General features: G+C 62.6%; 13 protein-coding genes and 1 CRISPR repeat array. Of the genes, 10 read left to right on the top strand and 3 right to left on the bottom strand.

Going from position 1 to position 20,104, the window contains the following annotated elements; translation table 11 throughout:
- Positions 1-114: 114 nt before the first annotated feature.
- Complete coding sequence (locus HMPREF3092_RS08770) at positions 115-882, bottom strand: amidohydrolase family protein (protein WP_070424620.1); 768 nt, start codon at positions 880-882, stop codon at positions 115-117.
- Positions 882-2,171: an SLC13 family permease gene (locus HMPREF3092_RS08765; RefSeq protein ID WP_070424619.1), complete on the bottom strand. Its 1,290-nt coding sequence runs from the start codon at positions 2,169-2,171 to the stop codon at positions 882-884. The genes HMPREF3092_RS08770 and HMPREF3092_RS08765 overlap by 1 nt, the downstream gene beginning before the upstream one ends.
- A gap of 389 nt (positions 2,172-2,560) precedes the next feature.
- Between HMPREF3092_RS08765 and HMPREF3092_RS08760 the strand changes: the two genes are divergently transcribed.
- From HMPREF3092_RS08760 to HMPREF3092_RS11530, 3 genes are all read left to right on the top strand, one after another.
- A complete protein-coding gene (locus tag HMPREF3092_RS08760) occupies positions 2,561-3,460 on the top strand; it encodes a universal stress protein (RefSeq protein WP_019174502.1) in 900 nt (299 codons plus the stop codon).
- A gap of 460 nt (positions 3,461-3,920) precedes the next feature.
- The gene (locus HMPREF3092_RS08755) at positions 3,921-4,973 is read left to right on the top strand and encodes a YeeE/YedE family protein (protein WP_070424618.1); all 1,053 of its coding nucleotides are present in this window, start codon (positions 3,921-3,923) and stop codon (positions 4,971-4,973) included.
- 99 nt (positions 4,974-5,072) lie between these two features.
- Positions 5,073-5,297, top strand: a complete 225-nt coding sequence (locus tag HMPREF3092_RS11530) for a sulfurtransferase TusA family protein (RefSeq protein WP_019174504.1) — start codon at positions 5,073-5,075, stop codon at positions 5,295-5,297.
- Positions 5,298-5,350: 53 nt separating this feature from the next.
- Here the strand turns inward: HMPREF3092_RS11530 and HMPREF3092_RS08745 are convergent, their stop codons facing one another.
- Complete coding sequence (locus HMPREF3092_RS08745) at positions 5,351-6,040, bottom strand: TetR/AcrR family transcriptional regulator (protein WP_083274344.1); 690 nt, start codon at positions 6,038-6,040, stop codon at positions 5,351-5,353.
- Between the two features lie 192 nt (positions 6,041-6,232).
- Between HMPREF3092_RS08745 and HMPREF3092_RS08740 the strand changes: the two genes are divergently transcribed.
- The 7 genes from HMPREF3092_RS08740 (at position 6,233) to HMPREF3092_RS08710 (ending at position 17,067) form a co-directional block, all read left to right on the top strand.
- Positions 6,233-7,852 carry a carboxyl transferase domain-containing protein gene (locus tag HMPREF3092_RS08740; protein WP_070424617.1) on the top strand — a complete coding sequence of 540 codons (1,620 nt, stop codon included), beginning with the start codon at positions 6,233-6,235 and terminating at the stop codon, positions 7,850-7,852.
- Positions 7,853-7,857: 5 nt separating this feature from the next.
- Positions 7,858-9,849 carry an acetyl-CoA carboxylase biotin carboxylase subunit gene (locus tag HMPREF3092_RS08735; RefSeq protein ID WP_070424616.1) on the top strand — a complete coding sequence of 664 codons (1,992 nt, stop codon included), beginning with the start codon at positions 7,858-7,860 and terminating at the stop codon, positions 9,847-9,849.
- Positions 9,850-9,870: 21 nt separating this feature from the next.
- Positions 9,871-11,040, top strand: a complete 1,170-nt coding sequence (locus tag HMPREF3092_RS08730; protein ID WP_019174508.1) for an acyl-CoA dehydrogenase family protein — start codon at positions 9,871-9,873, stop codon at positions 11,038-11,040.
- 142 nt (positions 11,041-11,182) lie between these two features.
- Positions 11,183-12,802: a class I adenylate-forming enzyme family protein gene (locus tag HMPREF3092_RS08725; RefSeq protein ID WP_070424615.1), complete on the top strand. Its 1,620-nt coding sequence runs from the start codon at positions 11,183-11,185 to the stop codon at positions 12,800-12,802.
- Complete coding sequence (locus HMPREF3092_RS08720; RefSeq protein ID WP_070424614.1) at positions 12,799-14,124, top strand: beta-ketoacyl-[acyl-carrier-protein] synthase family protein; 1,326 nt, start codon at positions 12,799-12,801, stop codon at positions 14,122-14,124. The genes HMPREF3092_RS08725 and HMPREF3092_RS08720 overlap by 4 nt, the downstream gene beginning before the upstream one ends.
- 131 nt (positions 14,125-14,255) lie before the next feature.
- Positions 14,256-15,836, top strand: a complete 1,581-nt coding sequence (locus HMPREF3092_RS08715) for an AbgT family transporter (protein WP_070424613.1) — start codon at positions 14,256-14,258, stop codon at positions 15,834-15,836.
- Positions 15,837-15,891: 55 nt separating this feature from the next.
- Entirely contained in the window at positions 15,892-17,067 is a 1,176-nt protein-coding gene (locus HMPREF3092_RS08710; RefSeq protein ID WP_070424612.1) for an acyl-CoA dehydrogenase family protein, read from the top strand.
- Positions 17,068-17,143: 76 nt separating this feature from the next.
- Positions 17,144-20,101: a CRISPR direct-repeat array (repeat unit 29 nt; unit sequence GGGCTCATCCCCACCTGCGTGGGGAACAC).
- Positions 20,102-20,104: the final 3 nt, after the last annotated feature.

The raw sequence follows: 20,104 nt of genomic DNA, 5'->3' as shown, positions 1-20,104 counted from the left end.
ATAGTACCCAACGAAAATGAATAGGTCGCCGGTTCGATTCCGGCAGGCGGCTCGGGATAAAAGCTCCCCTTCCGTATTCGGAAGGGGAGCTTCTTTTTGTCTCACGAGGCGCCGTTATGACTCCGCAATCGCCTCCCTTGCTTCGAGCGCAAGGTCGTAGGTGATCTCGGGGTGCTGAGTGTGCGGCCAGTCTGATCCCCACAGCATGCGGTCTCCCATGCCGTGTTCGTCGAGCATCCGCTTGGCAGCGCGTGCGTGTGCGAGCCCTTTTTCAGGATCAGTTCCCAGCCGGTACCAGGCTGACGTCTTGATCCAGTGCCGTTCCTGATCGAGGAGCTTCAGGAATTGTGAGTACTCCTCCGTGTCGGGTCCCGTTGAGGGGTTGGGGCGACCGAAGTGGTCGATCACGATGTCAGACTCGAAAGACTCCAGCTGAGGCAGCAGAGCGTTGAGAAAGCCTGTGGGGGCGTGCAGTTCCAGCTGCCAGTCAGCGTTTGCAATTCGAGCCAGGAAGCTGCGCCACTGGGGCTGCTCCAGGTCAGGCGCATCTTTTCCGAATAGATTCAGACGACATCCGATGATTCCCTGCCCGGTGAGCGCTCGTATCGATTCGGCGTCGATGTCGATAGGAACGACAGCAATGCCTTTCAGACGCTCCGGGTGCTGCGCGATCGCCTCGAGCATTTGGCTGTTGTCAGTCCCGAGGAAGCTCGGCTGGATAAGGAGACCTTTCTGGAAGCCGGCGCTGGTGAAGTGGGATATGAATTCGTCAGGAGTCGCTGAAGTCGAGGGCGCGTAGCGCGCGCCTTCGACTACGCCGACTCCGGCGGTGAACACATGAGCGTGCCAGTCAACAGGTTCGTTTGGGCTGAACAACGTCATTATGAGAGCACTCCGTTCGCGACAAATGTTCCGAGGATGACAACTCCGAGGCCAGCAGGGATGGCCTTGAACAGCAGTCCGTTCATCAGCTTAGATTCTTCGATCTCCTGTGGGCGGGCGCCCAACACGAGCGATCCTCCCGATGAAAACGGAGAAATAGCCGTCGCCTGGGAACCCATGACGATGCAGACGAACAGAACGGTGGCTTCGATGCCGGTCGACTCGGCAATGGCAGGAACGATTGGGAACAGGGCGGGCGTGACAACTCCGAGGGTTGATGCGAATACCGACATGAACGCGGAAATAAGCGCCACCGCCATGGGGATCAGAATCTCCGGAATATTGCCGGAAACCCAGTCTGCCAGTTGGGTGATGACGCCTGCTTCGATCGCCACTGAGATCAGCATGCCCACACCCGAGATGAGCAGAAGTGTGTTCCATGGAACGGTTGCCATGACTGCCTTCTGATCGGCAAGCTTCATCAGCAGCGCAATCACAGTGAAGGCCATGGCGAGGAACGAAATGTCGACCTTATCGGCAAGCGCGATGATTGTTTCGTTGTCAGTCGCCTGAGAGAGTATCGGTGCGGCGAGCATGATGACCATAAGGGTCAGAATCAGTGCCAGCGTCTGCTTCTGCTTTGTGTTGAAGGGCTCTGGTTTTGTCGCTTCCACTTTGATGTTTATGGCTTTTCGGTTGGTCAGCATGTAGGTGCCGATGACAACCAGCGGGATGATCATAGTGGCGACGAAAATCGCAGTGGAGTTCGCAAATGACTGCTGCTTGTCAATCCCGTTGTCTTCCATCAGACCCCGGAAAATGACACCTGACTGGCTGGTCATGAAATTTGCTCCAGCAAGGGCTCCGTAGTTGACGGCCATAGCGACAACCGTTGCGCTCATCCCTGTGCGCACGGACAGCATGAGCGCCATGGGGGCCATGAATGCGAGCACGGTGTAGAACCCGGCGCCGAGTGCCGCAATCAGTGTGGCTGACAAGAAGACAACCAGAGGAAGTGCCCACGGGATGTTTCTGGAGCGGTAGAGCAGCCAGTTGGCAACTTTTTCGAGAGTTCCGTTCGCCATCGCAAAACCGTAGAACAACGTGACGGTCAAAATGACGAAGAATATTTTGACCGGCCACATTGCGATGATCTCGCTCACCGGGATATCCATTGCGAATGCGCCGATCAGATACGCGAAGACAATCGCGAAGAACCCGATGTTGATCTTCGTGGCGTAACCCAGAGCGATTGAGACAACGATCGACAGGATTATCAGTGCGGTCATGTATCAGTCCTTACGCCGCGAAGGTTTTGCGATGACAGCACCGGTGGTTGTCTGTGTCGTTTGACGGGGCATCGTGGTTTCACGGCTGAGTGTTGCGTACGTGGTCGGTGGTAAGAGTACTTGTTGGCAGATAGCGCAGGTTTCGTTGGGGGAGCTTCCTTCTTTTCTCGTATTTCTTCTCACGAGGCGCCGCTGGGCTTCGCGCTGTTCTCGCACCAATGTGCACGCGCTCGCCTCACCGGCCATTCGGATGAATCCGGCCGCATCCTGCTCCTGGGTGGCAAGCCCGTCGAAGAGGAAATGCGCTCTCCGCCTCGTGTGCCGTGGGGGAGTGTGGTCCGGGTTACAGTAGGGTGCAGGAAAGGCAGACCTTCTACCGGGAGTGCTACGTGAAGATCAGCGGAGACGTCGTCGTCGGAATCGACGGTTCTGGTTCAAGCCGCAAAGCGGCACAGTTCGCCGTGGACAACTTCGCGCAAGACGCTCCCATTGACCTTGTCACCGTCATCAAAACCGAACGCCCGGCAGGGGACTACGAACACAATCTGCCCGGCACCTTCTCAACCGTCGGAACGCCAGAACAGCGGGAAAAAGGCGAAGTCGCTATTGAGCGCGTCATGTCTGAACTCGACATTCCCGAAGGCGCTTCAGTGAAATCCCGTGTGCTGTTCGGCGACCCGGCAGAAGAGCTCGGCAAGTGCGGCATGGACGCCGGACTGCTGGTCATCGGCCACCACGGATCAGACCAGCCCGTTGCCGGAAGGATCGGCACTGTCAGCCGCGGCCTGCCTGGACATGCGCTGTGTCCGGTTCTCATTCACCGACCCGTTGACGATTCTGAAGACAGCGAAGACGGCCGTGACGAACGTCCCGTCATCGTCGGCATGGACACCTCGGAGTATTCGGCGGTTGCCGCACTCGATGCAGCGGAATTTGCGCAGCGGGCGGGAGTTCCCCTCCAGGTGGTTGTCGCCACCGGAACTCTGGAAAACTCTGACCGGGCCAACTCGCAGGTCGACTTCGACCTCACGTGGCTGCGCTCAGAATTCCGCGACCTCAAGGCATCCGCGAAGTTCGTCGAATCGTCCAATCCCGTCGAAGCGCTCGCTGAGGCTTCTGCCGACGCGCAGCTTCTGTGCATCGGCAAGCGCGGAGTGAACCTGTTCCACGGAATGGCGGTCCAGCTGGGCCGAGCCGCCGCCGGACTGGTGCCCGAAGCGCGCAGCTCGCTGCTGCTGTCGACATTCCGCGACGACCCGCGCATGGCCAGCCGCCGCATCATCAACTGAATGCACTCGGTGGCTCTGCCCTGCGGTGAAAAACCAAGGGCGGGAATAGACCGCCGCCCTTGTCTGTTGTTCGATGACGGATCCGCTGTCATACAGCGAGCGCGTTTTGACACGCCCGACTGCGGCGGCGCATGATGACGTCTGTCGTTTCCCCGGAAGCGATTTCACGCAAGCCCATAGACAAGGAGAGAACATGCCTGCTCAGCGCAATGTGCTGTTCTCCCGTCGGGCTGTCGACTTTATGTACATCTGCACTTCTTCGTGTTGATTGGGGCGCCCACCGTCCAGGTGGACTCAGTTCCCAGATAATCCCCTCCGCTCACCGAGCCTGCGCCGTTGCCCATATGCCTGCGCCGGCTATAGCCGCGCGCTGATTGCCGCCCGGCTCGGACACCACCCGCGGCCACAGTCGCCGCGCCCGATTCGGTGTGGTTGAGAGGGCAAACACGAAAGGTCTGCAATGGCTTTGACCGGTCTTATGATCGGCGGCGTCCTCGGCTTTATTCTTCAGCGCGGACGCTACTGCACCACGGGTGCATTCCGTGACGTTTTCTTCGCACGCAAAACCCGTTGGTTCTCATCGTTCATCGTGCTCATCGCCGTGCACGCGGTCGGCCTGTGGGTGATGGTGTCCCTCGGCATCATCCAGCTGGAGTCCAAGGGATTCCCGTGGGCGGCGACCATCATCGGTGCCTTCATCTTCGGCGCATCGATGGTCGTTGCCGGTGGGTGCGCCACCGGAACCTATTACCGCGCCGGTGAAGGGCTCGTAGGCTCCTGGTTCGCACTGGGCATGTACGCGCTGTCGGCTTCGATCATGAAGAACGGCCCGCTGAGCGGCTTCACCGAAAGCATGCGCGACATCCAGATCTCTCAGGGTGCAATCTACGAAACACTTCACGTGTCTCCGTGGGTTCTGACCGTCATCCTCGCCGCCGTGGCCGTGTGGCTGACAATCCACCACAACCGCGGCCGCGCCAAGGTTGCAACACTTCCTCCGCGCTACACCGGGTTGAAGCACCTGCTGCTTGAAAAGCGGTGGAACCCGTTTGCAACCGCCGCCGTCATCGGTGTCATCGCCACCATCGGCTGGGTGCTCTCAGCCGCTGCCGGTCGCAACAGCGGCCTGGGTGTGACGACTCCGTCGGCGAACCTGGTGACCTACCTGGCGACCGGCGATATCGAACTCGTCGACTGGGGCGTCTACTTCACCCTGTCGCTCATTGTCGGTTCGTTCATTGCGGCGAAGGCCTCCGGTGAATTCCGCCTGCGCGTCCCTGATGCAACCACGGTGGTCAAGTCGATCATCGGCGGCATCGGCATGGGTGTCGGCGCTGCCCTGGCCGGCGGCTGCACCGTCGGCAACGGCATGGTCCAGACCGCGATGATGACGTGGCAGGGCTGGGTTTCACTCGCATTCATGGTGATTGGCGCGGGAGTCGCTGCCAAGCTCACCATCGGCGGCGGCACCTCGCAGGAAGCCGCATCCCAGAAGACCCCGGCTCGCGTCTGAGCGGCGCCCCTCAACCCCTCGTGCCTGACAAGCCAGGCACACAACCCGGCAATCGCGGCGCTGCCCAGCGCCCGATGTGCGTCCTATTGAAGGAGAAACATGCAGCACGTACTCGAAACCGTCGGCCAAGTCTGCCCCTTCCCGCTGGTCGAAGCGAAGAAGGCCATGGACACTCTGCCGGTCGGCGATGAGCTCAAAATCGACTTCGACTGCACGCAGGCAACAGAGGCGATCCCGGAGTGGGCGGCTGAAAACGGCTACCCGGTGACCCACTTCGACCGCGTCGGCGACGCCAGCTGGACCATCACCGTCCAGAAGGCGTGAACCCCTGACCGGCGGGGCTCACCCTGCCGGCACGCGGTGCTCCGCTGGGTGCTTCACCCCAGGCGGAGTGCCGCGCGGGCGGCGTCGCTCAGATGCTGCTCGATGACGTCTGCGTTGAGTCGACGCACCACGTAGGGCGTCGAATTGAGCATCCCGATGACCGCCTGAACAAGCACCCTCACCCCGGCCCCTTCAAGGTCGGGGTGCACTTGTATCAGCACGTCTTCCCAGCCGGTCATATATTCCCTCTGCAGGCGGCGCACGCGTTTGCGATCGCTTTCCTGCAGGGCTTCGAAGTCGCGGTCCTGGATGCGGATGAGCTCCGGTTCGTTCACCGCGAATTCCACGTGGAAGGCCAGGAGGTCTTCCATTGCCTCGCGCGGCTGTGCGCCACTGTGGGCTGCGACGATGCTGCTCATGCCAGCGTGCAGCCGTTTGGAAATGCCGACCAGAAGTTCGGCCAGCAGGGCTTCTTTTGAATCGAAGTGCCTGTACACCGCAGGCCCGGAAATCCCCGCGCCCGCGCCGATGTCGTCAATGCTGACGGCGCGGAACCCTTGACGGGCAAACAGCTTTTTGGCCGAATCGAGGATCTGCTGGCGCCTGCGCTCTTTCGCGGCCTGTCGCTTAGTCGGGGCCGGTGAAGCTCCCGAGGTGCCGCCGGCTTCACTGCCTGCTGTCACCTGATTGCCGGGTACCTGGGCGTTGCCGGGGCGGGTCGCGCCTGTTGCGCTGCGTGTCATGCCGCCCTCCTTTGCTGGGCTCTTTCGCCGCCGGTGTTCTTGCTTGTGTCTGGAGACACATCGACATACTATACTTTCAGTTAGTGGCAATTCACTGAAATCGGCAAGCGGCAGTCAGAAAGCACATTCTGAAAGCCCGTCTGAAGGTCTGAAACCTCACGGCCCAGTGGAATCCAGTACGAAGGAGTTCGGATGAAGACACTTGGCACGCCGCCTGATGCTGCGGTCGGCGCCGAACGCGCGGCGGCGCACCAGACGCTCATTGACGAACTGCGTGAGCGCATCACCCAAACTGCCCTGGGCGGTTCCGAGCGCTCACGGCAGCGGCACATCGACCGTGGCAAACTGCTGCCGCGCGACCGCGTTGAGCAGCTGCTCGACCCGGGCACTCCGTTCCTGGAGCTTTCACCGCTAGCGGCGAACGGCATGTACAACGACGACAGCCCGGGTGCTGGAATCATCACCGGCATAGGCGTTGTTTCCGGCCGTACCTGCGTCATCGTCGCCAATGACGCCACGGTCAAGGGCGGCACCTACTACCCGATGACCGTCAAGAAGCACCTGCGCGCCCAGGAAGTTGCGCGCGAAAACCAGCTTCCCTGCATTTACCTGGTGGACTCCGGCGGCGCCAACCTGCCCAACCAGGACGACGTCTTCCCCGACCGTGAGCACTTCGGCCGCATCTTCTACAACCAGGCGACCCTGTCCGCTGCCGGCATTCCGCAGCTGGCCGCCGTCATGGGCTCCTGTACCGCCGGCGGTGCCTACGTCCCGGCGATGGCGGACGAATCGATCATCGTCAACGAACAGGGCACGATCTTCCTGGGCGGCCCGCCTCTGGTGAAGGCCGCAACCGGTGAAGTCGTCACGGCTGAAGAGCTCGGCGGCGGTGCTCTGCATTCGCGCACCTCGGGTGTCACCGACCACCTGGCGGCCAATGACGAGCACGCCCTGGAGATCATGCGCGATGTCGTGTCCACCCTGCCCCCGCAGGAAAGCCTGACCCCGGCGTGGGCGCGCCGGGAACCGCGCGAACCGCTGTTCAGCCCGGACGAACTCACCCAGGTGGTGCCGGCCGACCTCAAAACCCCGTACGACGTCCGCGAAGTCATCGCCCGTCTGGTCGACGGCAGCGAGTTCCATGAATTCAAAGCCGAATACGGCACAACACTCGTCACCGGTTTTGCCCACCTGGACGGGCACCCCGTGGGCATCATCGCCAACAACGGTGTGCTGTTCGGCGAATCCGCGCAGAAGGGCGCGCACTTCATCGAACTGTGCGACCAGCGCGACACCCCGCTGATCTTCCTGCAGAACATCACCGGCTTCATGGTCGGCCGCGACTACGAAGCCGGCGGTATTGCCAAGCACGGAGCGAAGATGGTCAACGCAGTCGCCACCGCCCGCGTACCGAAGTTCACCGTCGTCATCGGCGGTTCCTACGGAGCCGGCAACTACTCGATGTGCGGGCGGGCCTACAGTCCGCGTTTCCTGTGGATGTGGCCGCACACCCGTATTTCCGTCATGGGCGGCGAACAGGCAGCCAGCGTGCTCTCAACCGTCAAACGCGACCAGATTGAAGCTCGCGGTGAAGAATGGTCGGCTGAAGAAGAAGCCGAATTCAAAGCGCCTGTCCTGCAGCAGTACGAAACCCAGGGTGTGCCCTACTATTCGACCGCACGGCTGTGGGATGACGGCATCATCGAACCCGGCGACACCCGCCAGGTGCTCGCACTGGCTTTGGAAGCCGCCCGCTACGCCCCGCTTGCCCGCCCCAACAACGCGCCCGGCTACGGCGTGTTCAGGATGTGATCGCTGTGTTTTCAACAGTTCTCATTGCCAACCGCGGTGAAATCGCCCTTCGCGTTATGCGCACCTGCCGTGCGCTGGGCATCAAGACGGTTGCCGTGTATTCCGATGCCGACGCCGAGGCGGCACACACCAAGGCCGCCGATGTCGCGGTCCGCTTGGGTCCGGCTGCCGCTGCGGAATCGTACCTGCGGATCGACAAGGTCATTCAGGCCGCCAAGGACACCGGGGCCGAGGCGATTCACCCCGGCTACGGCTTCCTGTCGGAAAACGCCGAATTCGCTCAGGCCTGTGAGGACGCGGGGATTGTGTTCCTCGGACCGACCGCCGAGGCCATCCGCACGATGGGCGACAAGATCACGGCCAAGCAGGCTGTGGCTTCGCGCAATGTGCCGCTGGTTCCCGGTGTGGCCGAAGCCGGTCTGACGGACGAACAGCTCATTGAGCGGGCTGACGAGGTGGGCTTCCCCATCCTCATCAAGCCCTCAGCCGGTGGCGGCGGCAAGGGCATGCACGCGGTGCACGACCCGAAGGACCTCAAAGACTCCCTTGCGGCGGCCCGCCGCGAGGCAGCGTCGAGCTTCGGCGACGACACCCTGTTCATTGAGCGCCTGGTTGCCACGCCGCGGCACATTGAAGTGCAGATCCTCGCTGATGAGCACGGCAATGTCATTCACTTGGGCGAACGCGAATGCTCGCTGCAGCGCCGCCACCAGAAGGTCATCGAAGAAGCCCCGTCGGCGCTGCTGGACGAAGAAACCCGCGCGGCCATCGGCCAGGCGGCCTGCGACACGGCACGTTCCGTGGGCTACCGCGGTGCCGGCACGGTCGAATTCATCGTCTCGGCTGACAAACCCGATGAGTTCTTCTTCATGGAGATGAACACCCGCCTGCAGGTGGAACACCCCGTCACCGAAGAGGTCACGGGTGTTGACCTGGTCGAGTGGATGCTGCGGATCGGAAACGGCGAAGAGCTTTCGCTGAAGCAGGAAGACATCACGCTCACCGGCCACTCGATCGAAGCGCGCGTCTACGCGGAAGACCCCTCCCGCGGCTTCCTGCCCACCGGCGGAACGGCACTCGACGTGCAGTTCCCCGAAGGCGAGGGCATCCGCATTGACGCCGGTCTCGAAGCCGGTCAGCGGATCGTGTCTGACTACGACCCGATGATCGCGAAGGTGATCGTCACCGCTGATGACCGCGAAACCGCGCTGTCACGCCTGGATTCTGCGCTCGCACGCTCAGCCGTGCCGGGCATTACGACGAACATCGACTTCGTTCGTCGCCTGGTCCGCCGTGACGATGTTGTCGAAGGCAAACTCGACACGGGCCTGATTGACCGCATGACGGAAGACGAACTTGCCCACGCTGCCGGAGACATCGACACACTGTTCGCCGCCGCGTTTGTGGTGAGCACCCGGGGAGCCGCGGGAACACAGAAACTCGGCGGCACCTCGGCAGGGGAACGCACAGAAGCGCCCAGTGCGTGGGCTCGGCCCAACGGATGGCGATCCAGCCGCCAGCCTGCCGTGAGCGTGAAACTGGCCCACGGCGGTGAAGTCGAGACCGTCGTGTGGCGCGGCGAAGAGCTCATACGAGTCACCACGGAAGCCGGTGACACGGTGTACAAGCTCACGATCGACGGCGTGCAGCACACCGCGATGCTGTGGGCCGACCCGGACACCCGCATGATCTGGGTCGCCAGCGAACGAGGCGTCTACAGCTTTGCGCGCCCCGTTGCCGAATCTGAACTCGACCCGGGTGCCGCAGGAGCCGATATCTGCGCACCCATGCCGGGATCGTTGACCCAGCTGCTGGTCGAAGACGGGGCGGAAGTCGCAGAAGGCGACGCGATCGCCGTCGTGGAGGCCATGAAGATGGAGCACGTGCTGCGTGCGCCCGCCGCCGGCACCGCTCACGTCAAAGCCACGGTCGGCGCCCAGGTGGCACTGGACGAAGTGCTCGTCACGATCGTCGACGAAGAAGCAGAAGAAGACTGACCAAGAATCTAAGGAGAGCTCATGAGCTTCACCCCAGGAATGCTGCCGGAGGAATACGAAAGCCTCCGCAGGGCAGTTGCTGATTTCACCGACAACGAAGTCGCCCCCGTATCAGCCGAACTCGACCGCAAGCACGAATTCCCGTACGAACTCGTGGCGAAGATGGGCAAGATGGGCCTGTTCGGCCTGCCCTTCCCGGAAGAGTACGGCGGCATGGGCGGAGACTACTTCGCACTGTGCCTGGCGATTGAGGAAATCGCGCGTGAAAACCAGTCGCTGGCCATCACGCTCGAGGCCGCTGTTTCACTCGGTGCCATGCCCATCTACCTGTTCGGTACGGAAGAGCAGAAGAAGGAATGGCTGCCCAAGCTCACGGACGGTTCCGGTCTTGCCGCGTTCGGTCTGACCGAGCCGGAAGCCGGTTCGGACGCCGGCGGCACCCGCACCAAGGCGACGCTGGAAAACGGCGAATGGACGATCAACGGTTCGAAGTCGTTCATCACCAACTCCGGCACCGACATTACCCGCCTGGTCACCGCGACCGCCGTCACCGGCACCCGCGTGGGCAAGGACGGGAAGGAAAAGCCGGAGATCTCCACCATCATGATTCCGGCCGGCACTCCCGGCTTCACGGCTGAGCCGCTGTACGACAAGGTCGGCTGGAACTCCTCCGACACTCACCCGCTGACCTTCGACAACGTCAAGGTTCCCGAAGAGAACCTGCTGGGTGAGCGCGGCCGCGGCTACGCAAACTTCCTGCGCATTCTCGATGAGGGTCGTATCGCGGTTGCCGCCCTGTCGGTCGGTGCCGCGCAGGGCTGTGTTGACGCGTCCGTGAAGTACGCGCAGGAGCGCACCAGCTTCGGCAAGCCGATCGCCAGCTACCAGGCTATTTCCTTCAAGATCGCCCGCATGGAAGCCCGTGTTTCGGCAGCTCGTGCCGCCTACTACGAAGCAGCCTCGAAGATGCTGGCCGGCGAACCATTCAAGAAGGAAGCTTCGATTGCCAAACTCATCGCTGGCGAAGCGGCCATGGACAACGCGCGCGACGCCACACAGGTCCACGGCGGCTACGGCTTCATGAACGAATACCTGGTGGCCCGCCACTACCGCGACTCGAAGATCCTCGAGATCGGCGAAGGCACCACCGAGGTGCAGCTCATGCTCATTGCCCGCGCTCTCGGGCTGTGATCTGAGGTTGGGCTGACGAGGTGGGGCTCGGGTCTGGGCTGACGAGGCGCAGCTCCGGCTGAGCTGCTGAGTCCGTACCGCTGAGCGAACCGGAGGCCGGGGTGTTTCGACCCCGGCCTTCGCTTCTGTCTAGGCTGAAACCGTGCCGATAACCCATTCGATTCTCACCACCGCCGCCAACCATCCCGACCGTCCGGCGATCGTCGGCGAACACGCCCGTCTGAGCTACGGAGAACTTGCCGAGGACGGCCGCCGCGTCATCGCCGCCGCGCGCCACCTGCTGGCCCAGGCGCCGAATCTGCCCACGCCCGCCCCCGAAACCCAGGGGGCGCCGGTGATCGCGGTGAGCTCCACCTCGGCATTTGAAGCCGCCCGCATTATGGCCGGCCTGGCCGGCTACCGCGCGGTGTCGGCCACCATCGACCCGCGCTGGCCGGTGGACCACCAGCGGCACGTGATTGCCGAAGTCGGCATCGGCCTGGTGATCGTCGATGATGACCAGGTGCAGGCCCGCCTTCTTTCCGCCCTCGGCCCGGACTGGGGCGGGGTTGTTGTGCCCGCGCAGCGCTTCAGGGAAATAGAGGCGCAAGTGCAGCCGGCTGAACCGCCGCAGGTGCGGGATGCGGATGAGCCTTACCTCATGCTCTTTTCGTCTGGCACGACCAGCAGCCCGAAGGCGTTTCTCAAAACCCGCGGCCAGTACAGGGCGAACTTCGCGGTGTCTTCCAGCTATCTGGAGCCGTTGCCGGGAGTGGCGACTCTTGCGCCCGGGGCGTTTGCTTACTCGCTGACGCTGTACGCGGCGGTTGAATGCTTGGCCAGCGGGGGAGAGGTCCACCTGGCTGACGAGCTTTCCCTGCCGGGGCTGGGCAAGCGTGTGGCGCAGCAGCAGATCACGCGGATTGTTACAGTGCCGGCCGTGCTGCGCGGCATCATCGCCCAAGCCACTCGCAGGCCCGAAGACTTTGCGGGTCTTGAGCTCATTGTGGTCGGCGGGGCCAACCTGCCGAACGAACTGCGGAAAGACCTCGCTGAAGTGCTGCCGCACGTGCGGCTCATCAGCTACTACGGGGCAGCCGAAATCGGCTTCATCGGGGACGCCCGCGGTGACGACAGCACGTGGAACCAGATCTACGACGGTGTTGAAGTCGAAATCCGCGATGATGCGGGCGCCCCCGTGCCCGATGGTGAAATCGGCACGCTGTGGGTGCTTGCCGAGTCGCGCTCCGACGATTACATTGCCGGCACCGCCGCTGTCCACCTGCTGGATGAATACGGCTGGGCAACCGTTGAAGACCAGGGCAGGGTTGCCATGGTGGACGGCAAACGCCAACTGCAGCTGCTGGGCCGCAAGGGCGACATCATCAACGTCGGCGGGCACAAAGTCGCTTTGCCGGAAATCACACGTGCCTACGCGGGGCTCACTGTCGGTGGCCAGCACCGCGAAGCTGTTGCCGTTGGACTGCCAGATGCGGCACTCGGAACCGTTGTCGCTTTGGTTGTTGAAGCCGGCGACCTGGTGTGGGTGGATTCACAGAAACAGAACGGCTCACGGGAACAGAACGGCCCCGCCCCGGTGTTGCCCGAAGAGCTGAGCAAGGCCTCGCTGCGGGAACACGGACGCAAAAACTTGGCCCCACAGTTCGTTCCTGCGAAGTATTACGCCGTGGAAGCACTGCCGCGCACAGTCGGCGGTAAAGTGCGAGCCACTGAAACAGTGGGGCTCATTGAGACCGGTGGGAAAGGAGTTGTCCGTCTGTGAACGCGCACCACTCTGAACCCAGTCGTGTCTGGATTACCGGCACGGGCGCTATCACGCCCAGCGGTCTCAACGTTGTCGACACGTGGCAGGCCGTGCAGCACGGACGCAGCGGAATCGGAGTGCTGGAAGGCCAAGAATTCGAAGGCCTCAGCGTGCGCATCGGCGGACAGGTGCGCGGTTTCAATGCTGAAGACCACGTGCCCCGGCACCTGGCCAGACGCTTAGAAGACTTCCACCTGTGGGCCATCGCGGCAGCCGACCAGACCCTCGAAGAAGCCGCAGACATACAGGCCAGCCCTAGTGGCGCCTCGTCAGCTGACCTGCCGTGGGACCCCGCCCGGGTCATGATCGTGACCGCCACTGGGTCCGGCCCCATCCGGCCCCAGCAGCGGGCAGCGCTCGTTTACGCCGAAGACGGCCAGCGCGGCGTGCCGCTGACCCTGTCCATGCACGGTGCACCGGATTCTCCGGCAGCACTTGTCAGCCAGCGGTACGGAATCACCGGCCCCGCCCACGCGGTGTCCGCCACCTGCGCTTCCGGGGCCGTGGGCCTGGGAGAAGCTCTGCGAGCCCTGCGCCACGGCTATGCCGACGCCGCGATCGTCATCGGCGTAGAAGACTGCATTAACCCTGCCAACCTCGCATCGAATGCGAACATGCGTGCGCTCGCCTCTGGTTTCAACGACCGCCCGCAGGAGGCTTCGCGCCCGTTCGATCGCGATCGTGCCGGTTTCGTCATGTCCGCGGGCGCAGCTGCCGTCGTGCTGGAAAGCGATGCCGCTCTGCAGCGCCGCGGCGGGCAGGCGCTGGCTGAGTTGGCCGGATTCGGCTCATCATCCGATGCCCACCACGCGACTGCTCCCGAACCTGAAGGACGAGGCGCCGCCGCGGCCATGCGCGCTGCTATGGCTGACGCTGGTCTCACCCCGGAGGAGTTCGCCACGGGCGGTCCTTCCGGGGCACCCCTGGGGCACGTGAACGCGCACGGGACCTCCACCTCGGCGGGGGATGCTGCAGAAGCCCTCGCCCTGGAAGCCGTGTTCGGTGATGCTGTCAGCCAGATTCCCGTGACGGCAGTGAAGTCGTCCATCGGTCACCTGTTGGGTGCCGGGGGAGTGCTCGAGGCGATCATCAGCGTGTGCGCCCTGCGTGACGGCGTGATCCCACCGACCGTCAACCTTGACGTGCCCGATTTCCCGAAGCTCGACGTCGTCGCAGCTCGCAAGCCGCTCGACCGTGCTGGTCCGTGTATGAGCGCGGTGCTGTCGAATTCCTTCGGCTTCGGCGGACACAACGGTTCAGTTCTCATCCGAACCGTCTGAGCGAAGGCTCCCACTGGGTGGTGGCCTGAGCTCCCCGCCACCTAACCTGCAGACAGGCTGGTCAGCCGTCAGAGAAGCGATGCACCGCGGGTGTTGCCCCCTCATCCGTTTCTGCCTTCAGGAGCTTCACCGTGTCGACGACAATCGGCAAGGCCGCGCAGATGGCGCAGGCCGAAAAAGACGAAAAGAAGGCCGCGCAAACCGCGCAGGCCGGTACGCAAAACGACGAAACAACAGACCAGACCCAGCCGAAGAAGCGCTGGGAAATGCCGCACCTGCTGTGGCTCATGTTCATCATTCTGGGCCTGGCCACAGCCGCCGGCTATCTCATTCCCGCCGGGGAGTTTCAGAAGAACCCCGACGGTTCGATCAACCCGGACGACTTCCGCTATCTGGAAGACCAGTCACCGGTCAGCCCTCTAGGCGCACTCATGATGCTGCTGACCGGGGCGGTCAACATGGCCCCGGTTGCCTTTGCCGTGCTGTCGGTCGGGGCGAACGTCTCCGTGGTTTTGGAATCGAAGGCGTTTGAGAATCTGCTCGATGCCACCATCTACAAACTGCAGGACAAGAGCACGCCGCTGCTGGTGTCGGGACTGTTCTGCCTCATGGTCTACATCGGCGGGTTCTCCGGCAATGACGCGCTGATTGCGATTGTGCCGATCGGCGTTCTGTTTTCCCGCAAACTCGGCCTTGATGGGATCGTGGCCGTTGCGGTGACAACATTCGCCGCGCTCATCGGGTTCGGCACGGGGCCCACACACATGGCGGTGTCGCAGATGCTTATCGGCCTGCCGCCATACTCCGGCTTCGGCATGCGCATGCTCATCATGAACATCTTCATGCTGGCGGGCTTGGCCTTTGTGCTGATGTACGTGCGCCGTATTCAGAAGGACCCCACGCGTTCGCTCATGTGGAAGCACGGCTGGCGGCCGCACGGTGCTCTTGCTGCAACGGGCGGCGAAGGTGGTGAGGCAGCTGAGGCTGGTGTTGAAGGAGAGGCTGCAGGGGACGCTGCAGGCGAGGCTGACACGGTGGCTCCCACGAAGCTGCAGATGCGCTCGGTGCTTGTGCTGGCACTGTTCATCGCACAGTTCGGTGTGGTTGTGGGCTATTCGCTTCTGGTGGATTCGAAGCAGGTCATCGAAGTGATGTTTGCAACCAACCTGGTGTCGGCGATCATCATCGGCAAGGCTGCGGGCTTTAAGTGGAACCCGTTGGCGGAGTCGATTGCCCGCGGTATTTCCAGCATGGGCTTCATTGCCATCATCATCGGCATGGCGGGCTCGATTTCCGGTCTGTTGAAGGAAGCGAAGATTCTCGACACGATTGTCTACACGCTCACGCTGCCGCTGCGCGATGTGGGCCTGGGCTGGTCGGCAGTGCTTATGGTTCTGCTGTTTGCGGCGATCAACTTCATCATTCCGTCGACTGCAGCGAAGGCTGCGATTCTCATTCCGCTTCTTGCTCCGATTGCCACGGCACTGGGTATGCACCACCAGCTGGCGCTGCAGGCCTTCCAGCTGGGTGACGGGCTCACGAACATCCTGTCGCCGGTGCTGGCGTGGCTGGTCGGTTCGTGCGTGACCGCCGGTGTGCCGTATCTGACGTGGGTGCGCTGGGCTGCGCCGAAGATCGGTGTTTTCCTTGTGATGTCCGCTGCTCTCATGTTGGGCCTTACGGCACTAGGCTGGACGGGAGGAGTGGCGTGACCAGCCACACGGATGAACTGCAGTCGGGTCTGGTGTTGATCCGACAGGAGGATGTATGACTGACCGCGAACAGCGACTTGTAGAACTCGAAGAGAAGTATTTGCCGGATGAGCTTTTGGAGCGCTTCCGGGAGCGCGCCGCACAGTATGACCGTGATAACGCGTTCTTTTTCGAAGATCTGGAAGAACTTGAACAGCGCGGCTATCTGACGCTGTTTGTGCCTGAAGAGCTCGGCGGTCCGGGCTTGGGCATGAACGAAGTGTCGCGTCTGCAGCAGCGCCTGGCGACTGCCGCCCCGGCGACCGCGCTGGGTGTGAACATGCACTTTGTGTGCACCGGCATGATGCGGGCCATGTGGAATCGCGGCGATAAGTCGCTGCAGTTCGCACTGGAAGAAGCGCGTGACGGCGAGGTCTTTGCCTTCGGTGTTTCTGAGCCGGGCAATGACTGGGTTCTGCAGGGCTCGAACACGAAGGCAGTGCCGCAGGAGGATGGTTCCTACCGTCTGTCGGGCGTGAAGATCTTCACGTCGATGACGCCTGCCTGGACCAGGCTGATTGTGCACGGCAAGGACGAGACCGCTGCCGATGGCCCGGAGCTGGTCTACGGTTTCCTCACCCGCGGTACCGAGGGCGTTAAGTCTTCGGACGACTGGGATGTTTTGGGTATGCGCGCCACGCATTCGCGGGCCACGATCCTGGAGGATGCAGTTCTTGAGGCTGACCGGGTTGTGCGCCACATCCCGGATGGTCCGAACCCGGATCTGCTGACTTTCGGCATCACCGCGAACTTCCAGCTGCTCATTGCTTCGGTGTACGCGGGTCTTGCTCGCCGTGCTCTTGAGGTCGCTTCGGAGGCTCTGCGCAAGCGCCGTTCGGCTAAGAACGGGGGAGCGCCGTATACGGAGATCGGTGAGTTCCGCGTGCGTGTTGCCGATGCCGCTCTGGAGTTTGCTGCAGTGCCGGCCCAGTTGGATTCCTACACGCGTGATTTCGATGAGTGTGTGGACTACGGTCCCGCGTGGGCGCAGCGCTTTGTCTCGGCTAAGTACATGGCACAGAAAGCTGCCAGGGCGAACGCCGAGGCGGCTCTGCACTGTGCGGGAGGTGCGGGCTTCGGAAACGCTGCTGAAGCATCGCGGCTGTACCGGGATGCTGCCGCGGGCATCTTCCATCCGCCAGCTCCCGAGGTGTCGCGAGCCGTATTCGCCAACGCTTGGCTGAATGACTGAGCTGGTGTGAATGACAGTGGGCGCTGTGCTGAGGCACAGCGCCCACTGTTTTGTACGGCAAAGTACTTTCTGCGCGCGGTTTATCCCTACTCGCGTGGGGAGCACAGCCGAGCGTCTCTGCCAGTAGACCGACAATCCGGCTCATCCCCACGGGCGTGGGGAACACGCGGTAGCCGCGTCCGGTAGGTCGAACCAGCAGGGCTCATCCCCACCTGCGTGGGGAACACCTCGATCGTGATTGATGGGCGCAGCGGTGCTGGGGCTCATCCCCACCTGCGTGGGGAACACCCGTACCTGACGGCGACCGGCAAATACTTCACGGGCTCATCCCCACCTGCGTGGGGAACACCAAACAGCCGTCTGGCCGCGTCGTCTCGATTAGGGCTCATCCCCACCTGCGTGGGGAACACTGTTCCCGCCGCTGTGGGGACTGACCACCGTCGGGCTCATCCCCACCTGCGTGGGGAACACTGGATGATGTGCGGGATGTCCTGTTGGGCATGGGGCTCATCCCCACCTGCGTGGGGAACACCAGGCAAGGAACTAGAACATACTCTGAAAACTGGGCTCATCCCCACCTGCGTGGGGAACACCACCGTAATCAAAATCCCTGGCACCAGCCCCGGGGCTCATCCCCACCTGCGTGGGGAACACATCTTTTTGACTTTGAACGTTTCGGCGATCTTGGGCTCATCCCCACCTGCGTGGGGAACACGATGTTCCCGGTAAAGACGTAGGTGGGTCGTCGGGCTCATCCCCACCTGCGTGGGGAACACTCGACCCCACCGTCAACATCGGCGACCAGGCTGGGCTCATCCCCACCTGCGTGGGGAACACATTGCCTTAGGAATGTCGTAACGGGCAACCCCGGGCTCATCCCCACCTGCGTGGGGAACACGGCGTCTCACCTTCATTGAAACGAGCGCTATTGGGCTCATCCCCACCTGCGTGGGGAACACTGGGCTGGTCGGCTGTGCTTCCAGCTCCTTGAGGGCTCATCCCCACCTGCGTGGGGAACACACGGTGCCCATGTCGCCGCGGCGGGCTGCCATGGGCTCATCCCCACCTGCGTGGGGAACACATCGTCGCGGGGAGCATAGCCGTGCTGGGCCGGGGCTCATCCCCACCTGCGTGGGGAACACAATGCGCATGTGGAGTTTTCTCCCCTGTGTGCGGGCTCATCCCCACCTGCGTGGGGAACACCGTGACGGTGAAATAACCTACAGTCGCATCCTGGGCTCATCCCCACCTGCGTGGGGAACACTTCACAATGGGCGATAAGGTTGAGGTTTTCTGGGGCTCATCCCCACCTGCGTGGGGAACACGCGTTCCGTACTGGTGTTGAGGCGATCAAACGGGGCTCATCCCCACCTGCGTGGGGAACACTCACCACCAGCCGCCACAATGGCCAGACCAACGGGCTCATCCCCACCTGCGTGGGGAACACAAGGCCAAGAAGTCGGACACTGTTTCATTTGAGGGCTCATCCCCACCTGCGTGGGGAACACTTGGAGTTCCTTCCGGTGGTGATGCTGATGCAGGGCTCATCCCCACCTGCGTGGGGAACACAGCCAGCCATCATCCACAGCCAAATCCACATACGGCTCATCCCCACCTGCGTGGGGAACACTGGGACGAATACGTTTGTCAATTCCGAGAACGGGGCTCATCCCCACCTGCGTGGGGAACACTTGAATCACCGTGTTGACAACAAATTCAACAGGGGCTCATCCCCACCTGCGTGGGGAACACCGAAGTTCTGCAAGTTGGGCACGCAGGTCTTTGGGCTCATCCCCACCTGCGTGGGGAACACTTCATCTGCTTAGCCTGCCCGCGCTTGATGCGGGGCTCATCCCCACCTGCGTGGGGAACACCATACGGCTGTTCACGAATGTGTGGAACATTCGGGCTCATCCCCACCTGCGTGGGGAACACGGAAACGCCCAAATGCAGAAAGTGCAGAGGGCGGGCTCATCCCCACCTGCGTGGGGAACACTGTGTGAGTTCGTCCGCGCTGGTTTTGCCCTCGGGCTCATCCCCACCTGCGTGGGGAACACTTGCCGAGCAGTTCCCAGCTAATTTCTGTCGTGGGCTCATCCCCACCTGCGTGGGGAACACGTAGATCGAGATGTGCACGTGAGCGGTGTGCGGGGCTCATCCCCACCTGCGTGGGGAACACAACGGCGCCGTCGACGCGCAGCCGCTTCTCGCGGGCTCATCCCCACCTGCGTGGGGAACACCATACCCTGCGCGTACGTGTCGAGCGTGTCCTGGGCTCATCCCCACCTGCGTGGGGAACACGTCGAGCAGCCACCGTATACGAGAAGGCCCCCAGGCTCATCCCCACCTGCGTGGGGAACACGCGGCAATGTTGGCGAGGTTCAAGTGATACCGGGGCTCATCCCCACCTGCGTGGGGAACACGGTGCTGGCCTGTCCGAAGAGAAGTTCCTGCCGGGCTCATCCCCACCTGCGTGGGGAACACTGTGCTGACTCGCCGTTTCCGGGGTCAGGAATGGGCTCATCCCCACCTGCGTGGGGAACACTCAGTGATGCCCGTCTGACGCATAGCTCCGAAGGGCTCATCCCCACCTGCGTGGGGAACACCTCCCAGCCGTCGCGTCCGATGCCCCTGGCGCGGGCTCATCCCCACCTGCGTGGGGAACACCCTCCTTTACTCGCTTTGTGCTTCGTCTATTAGGGCTCATCCCCACCTGCGTGGGGAACACCGTGCGGGCACCACCGCCCAGCTCGACCAGCCGGGCTCATCCCCACCTGCGTGGGGAACACGCCGCTGTCGGCAATCGGCCCATTACCGACGTGGGCTCATCCCCACCTGCGTGGGGAACACCTTCTTGGTCATGCTGCGTCTCCTAGCTCGTCGGGCTCATCCCCACCTGCGTGGGGAACACCGACTGTGATTCATCCTGATGTTGAGGCGGCGGGGCTCATCCCCACCTGCGTGGGGAACACGTATCAATCCCCGACGCGGTGATGTCGATAGCGGGCTCATCCCCACCTGCGTGGGGAACACCTCA

The organism is Brevibacterium sp. HMSC24B04, assembly GCF_001806835.1.
Lineage (GTDB): Bacteria > Actinomycetota > Actinomycetes > Actinomycetales > Brevibacteriaceae > Brevibacterium > Brevibacterium ravenspurgense.
The sequence above is the reverse complement of the archived record's forward strand: the minus strand, read 5'-3'. Positions and strand labels throughout refer to the sequence as shown.

Bases quoted from the DNA above. Each gene is read 5' to 3' on its own strand.
- HMPREF3092_RS08770 (WP_070424620.1), bottom strand. From the start codon at position 882: ATGACGTTGTTCAGCCCAAACGAACCTGTTGACTGGCACGCTCATGTG.
- HMPREF3092_RS08765 (WP_070424619.1), bottom strand. From the start codon at position 2,171: ATGACCGCACTGATAATCCTGTCGATCGTTGTCTCAATCGCTCTGGGT.
- HMPREF3092_RS08755 (WP_070424618.1), top strand. From the start codon at position 3,921: ATGGCTTTGACCGGTCTTATGATCGGCGGCGTCCTCGGCTTTATTCTT.
- HMPREF3092_RS11530 (WP_019174504.1), top strand. From the start codon at position 5,073: ATGCAGCACGTACTCGAAACCGTCGGCCAAGTCTGCCCCTTCCCGCTG.
- HMPREF3092_RS08745 (WP_083274344.1), bottom strand. From the start codon at position 6,040: ATGACACGCAGCGCAACAGGCGCGACCCGCCCCGGCAACGCCCAGGTA.
- HMPREF3092_RS08740 (WP_070424617.1), top strand. From the start codon at position 6,233: ATGAAGACACTTGGCACGCCGCCTGATGCTGCGGTCGGCGCCGAACGC.
- HMPREF3092_RS08730 (WP_019174508.1), top strand. From the start codon at position 9,871: ATGAGCTTCACCCCAGGAATGCTGCCGGAGGAATACGAAAGCCTCCGC.
- HMPREF3092_RS08710 (WP_070424612.1), top strand. From the start codon at position 15,892: ATGACTGACCGCGAACAGCGACTTGTAGAACTCGAAGAGAAGTATTTG.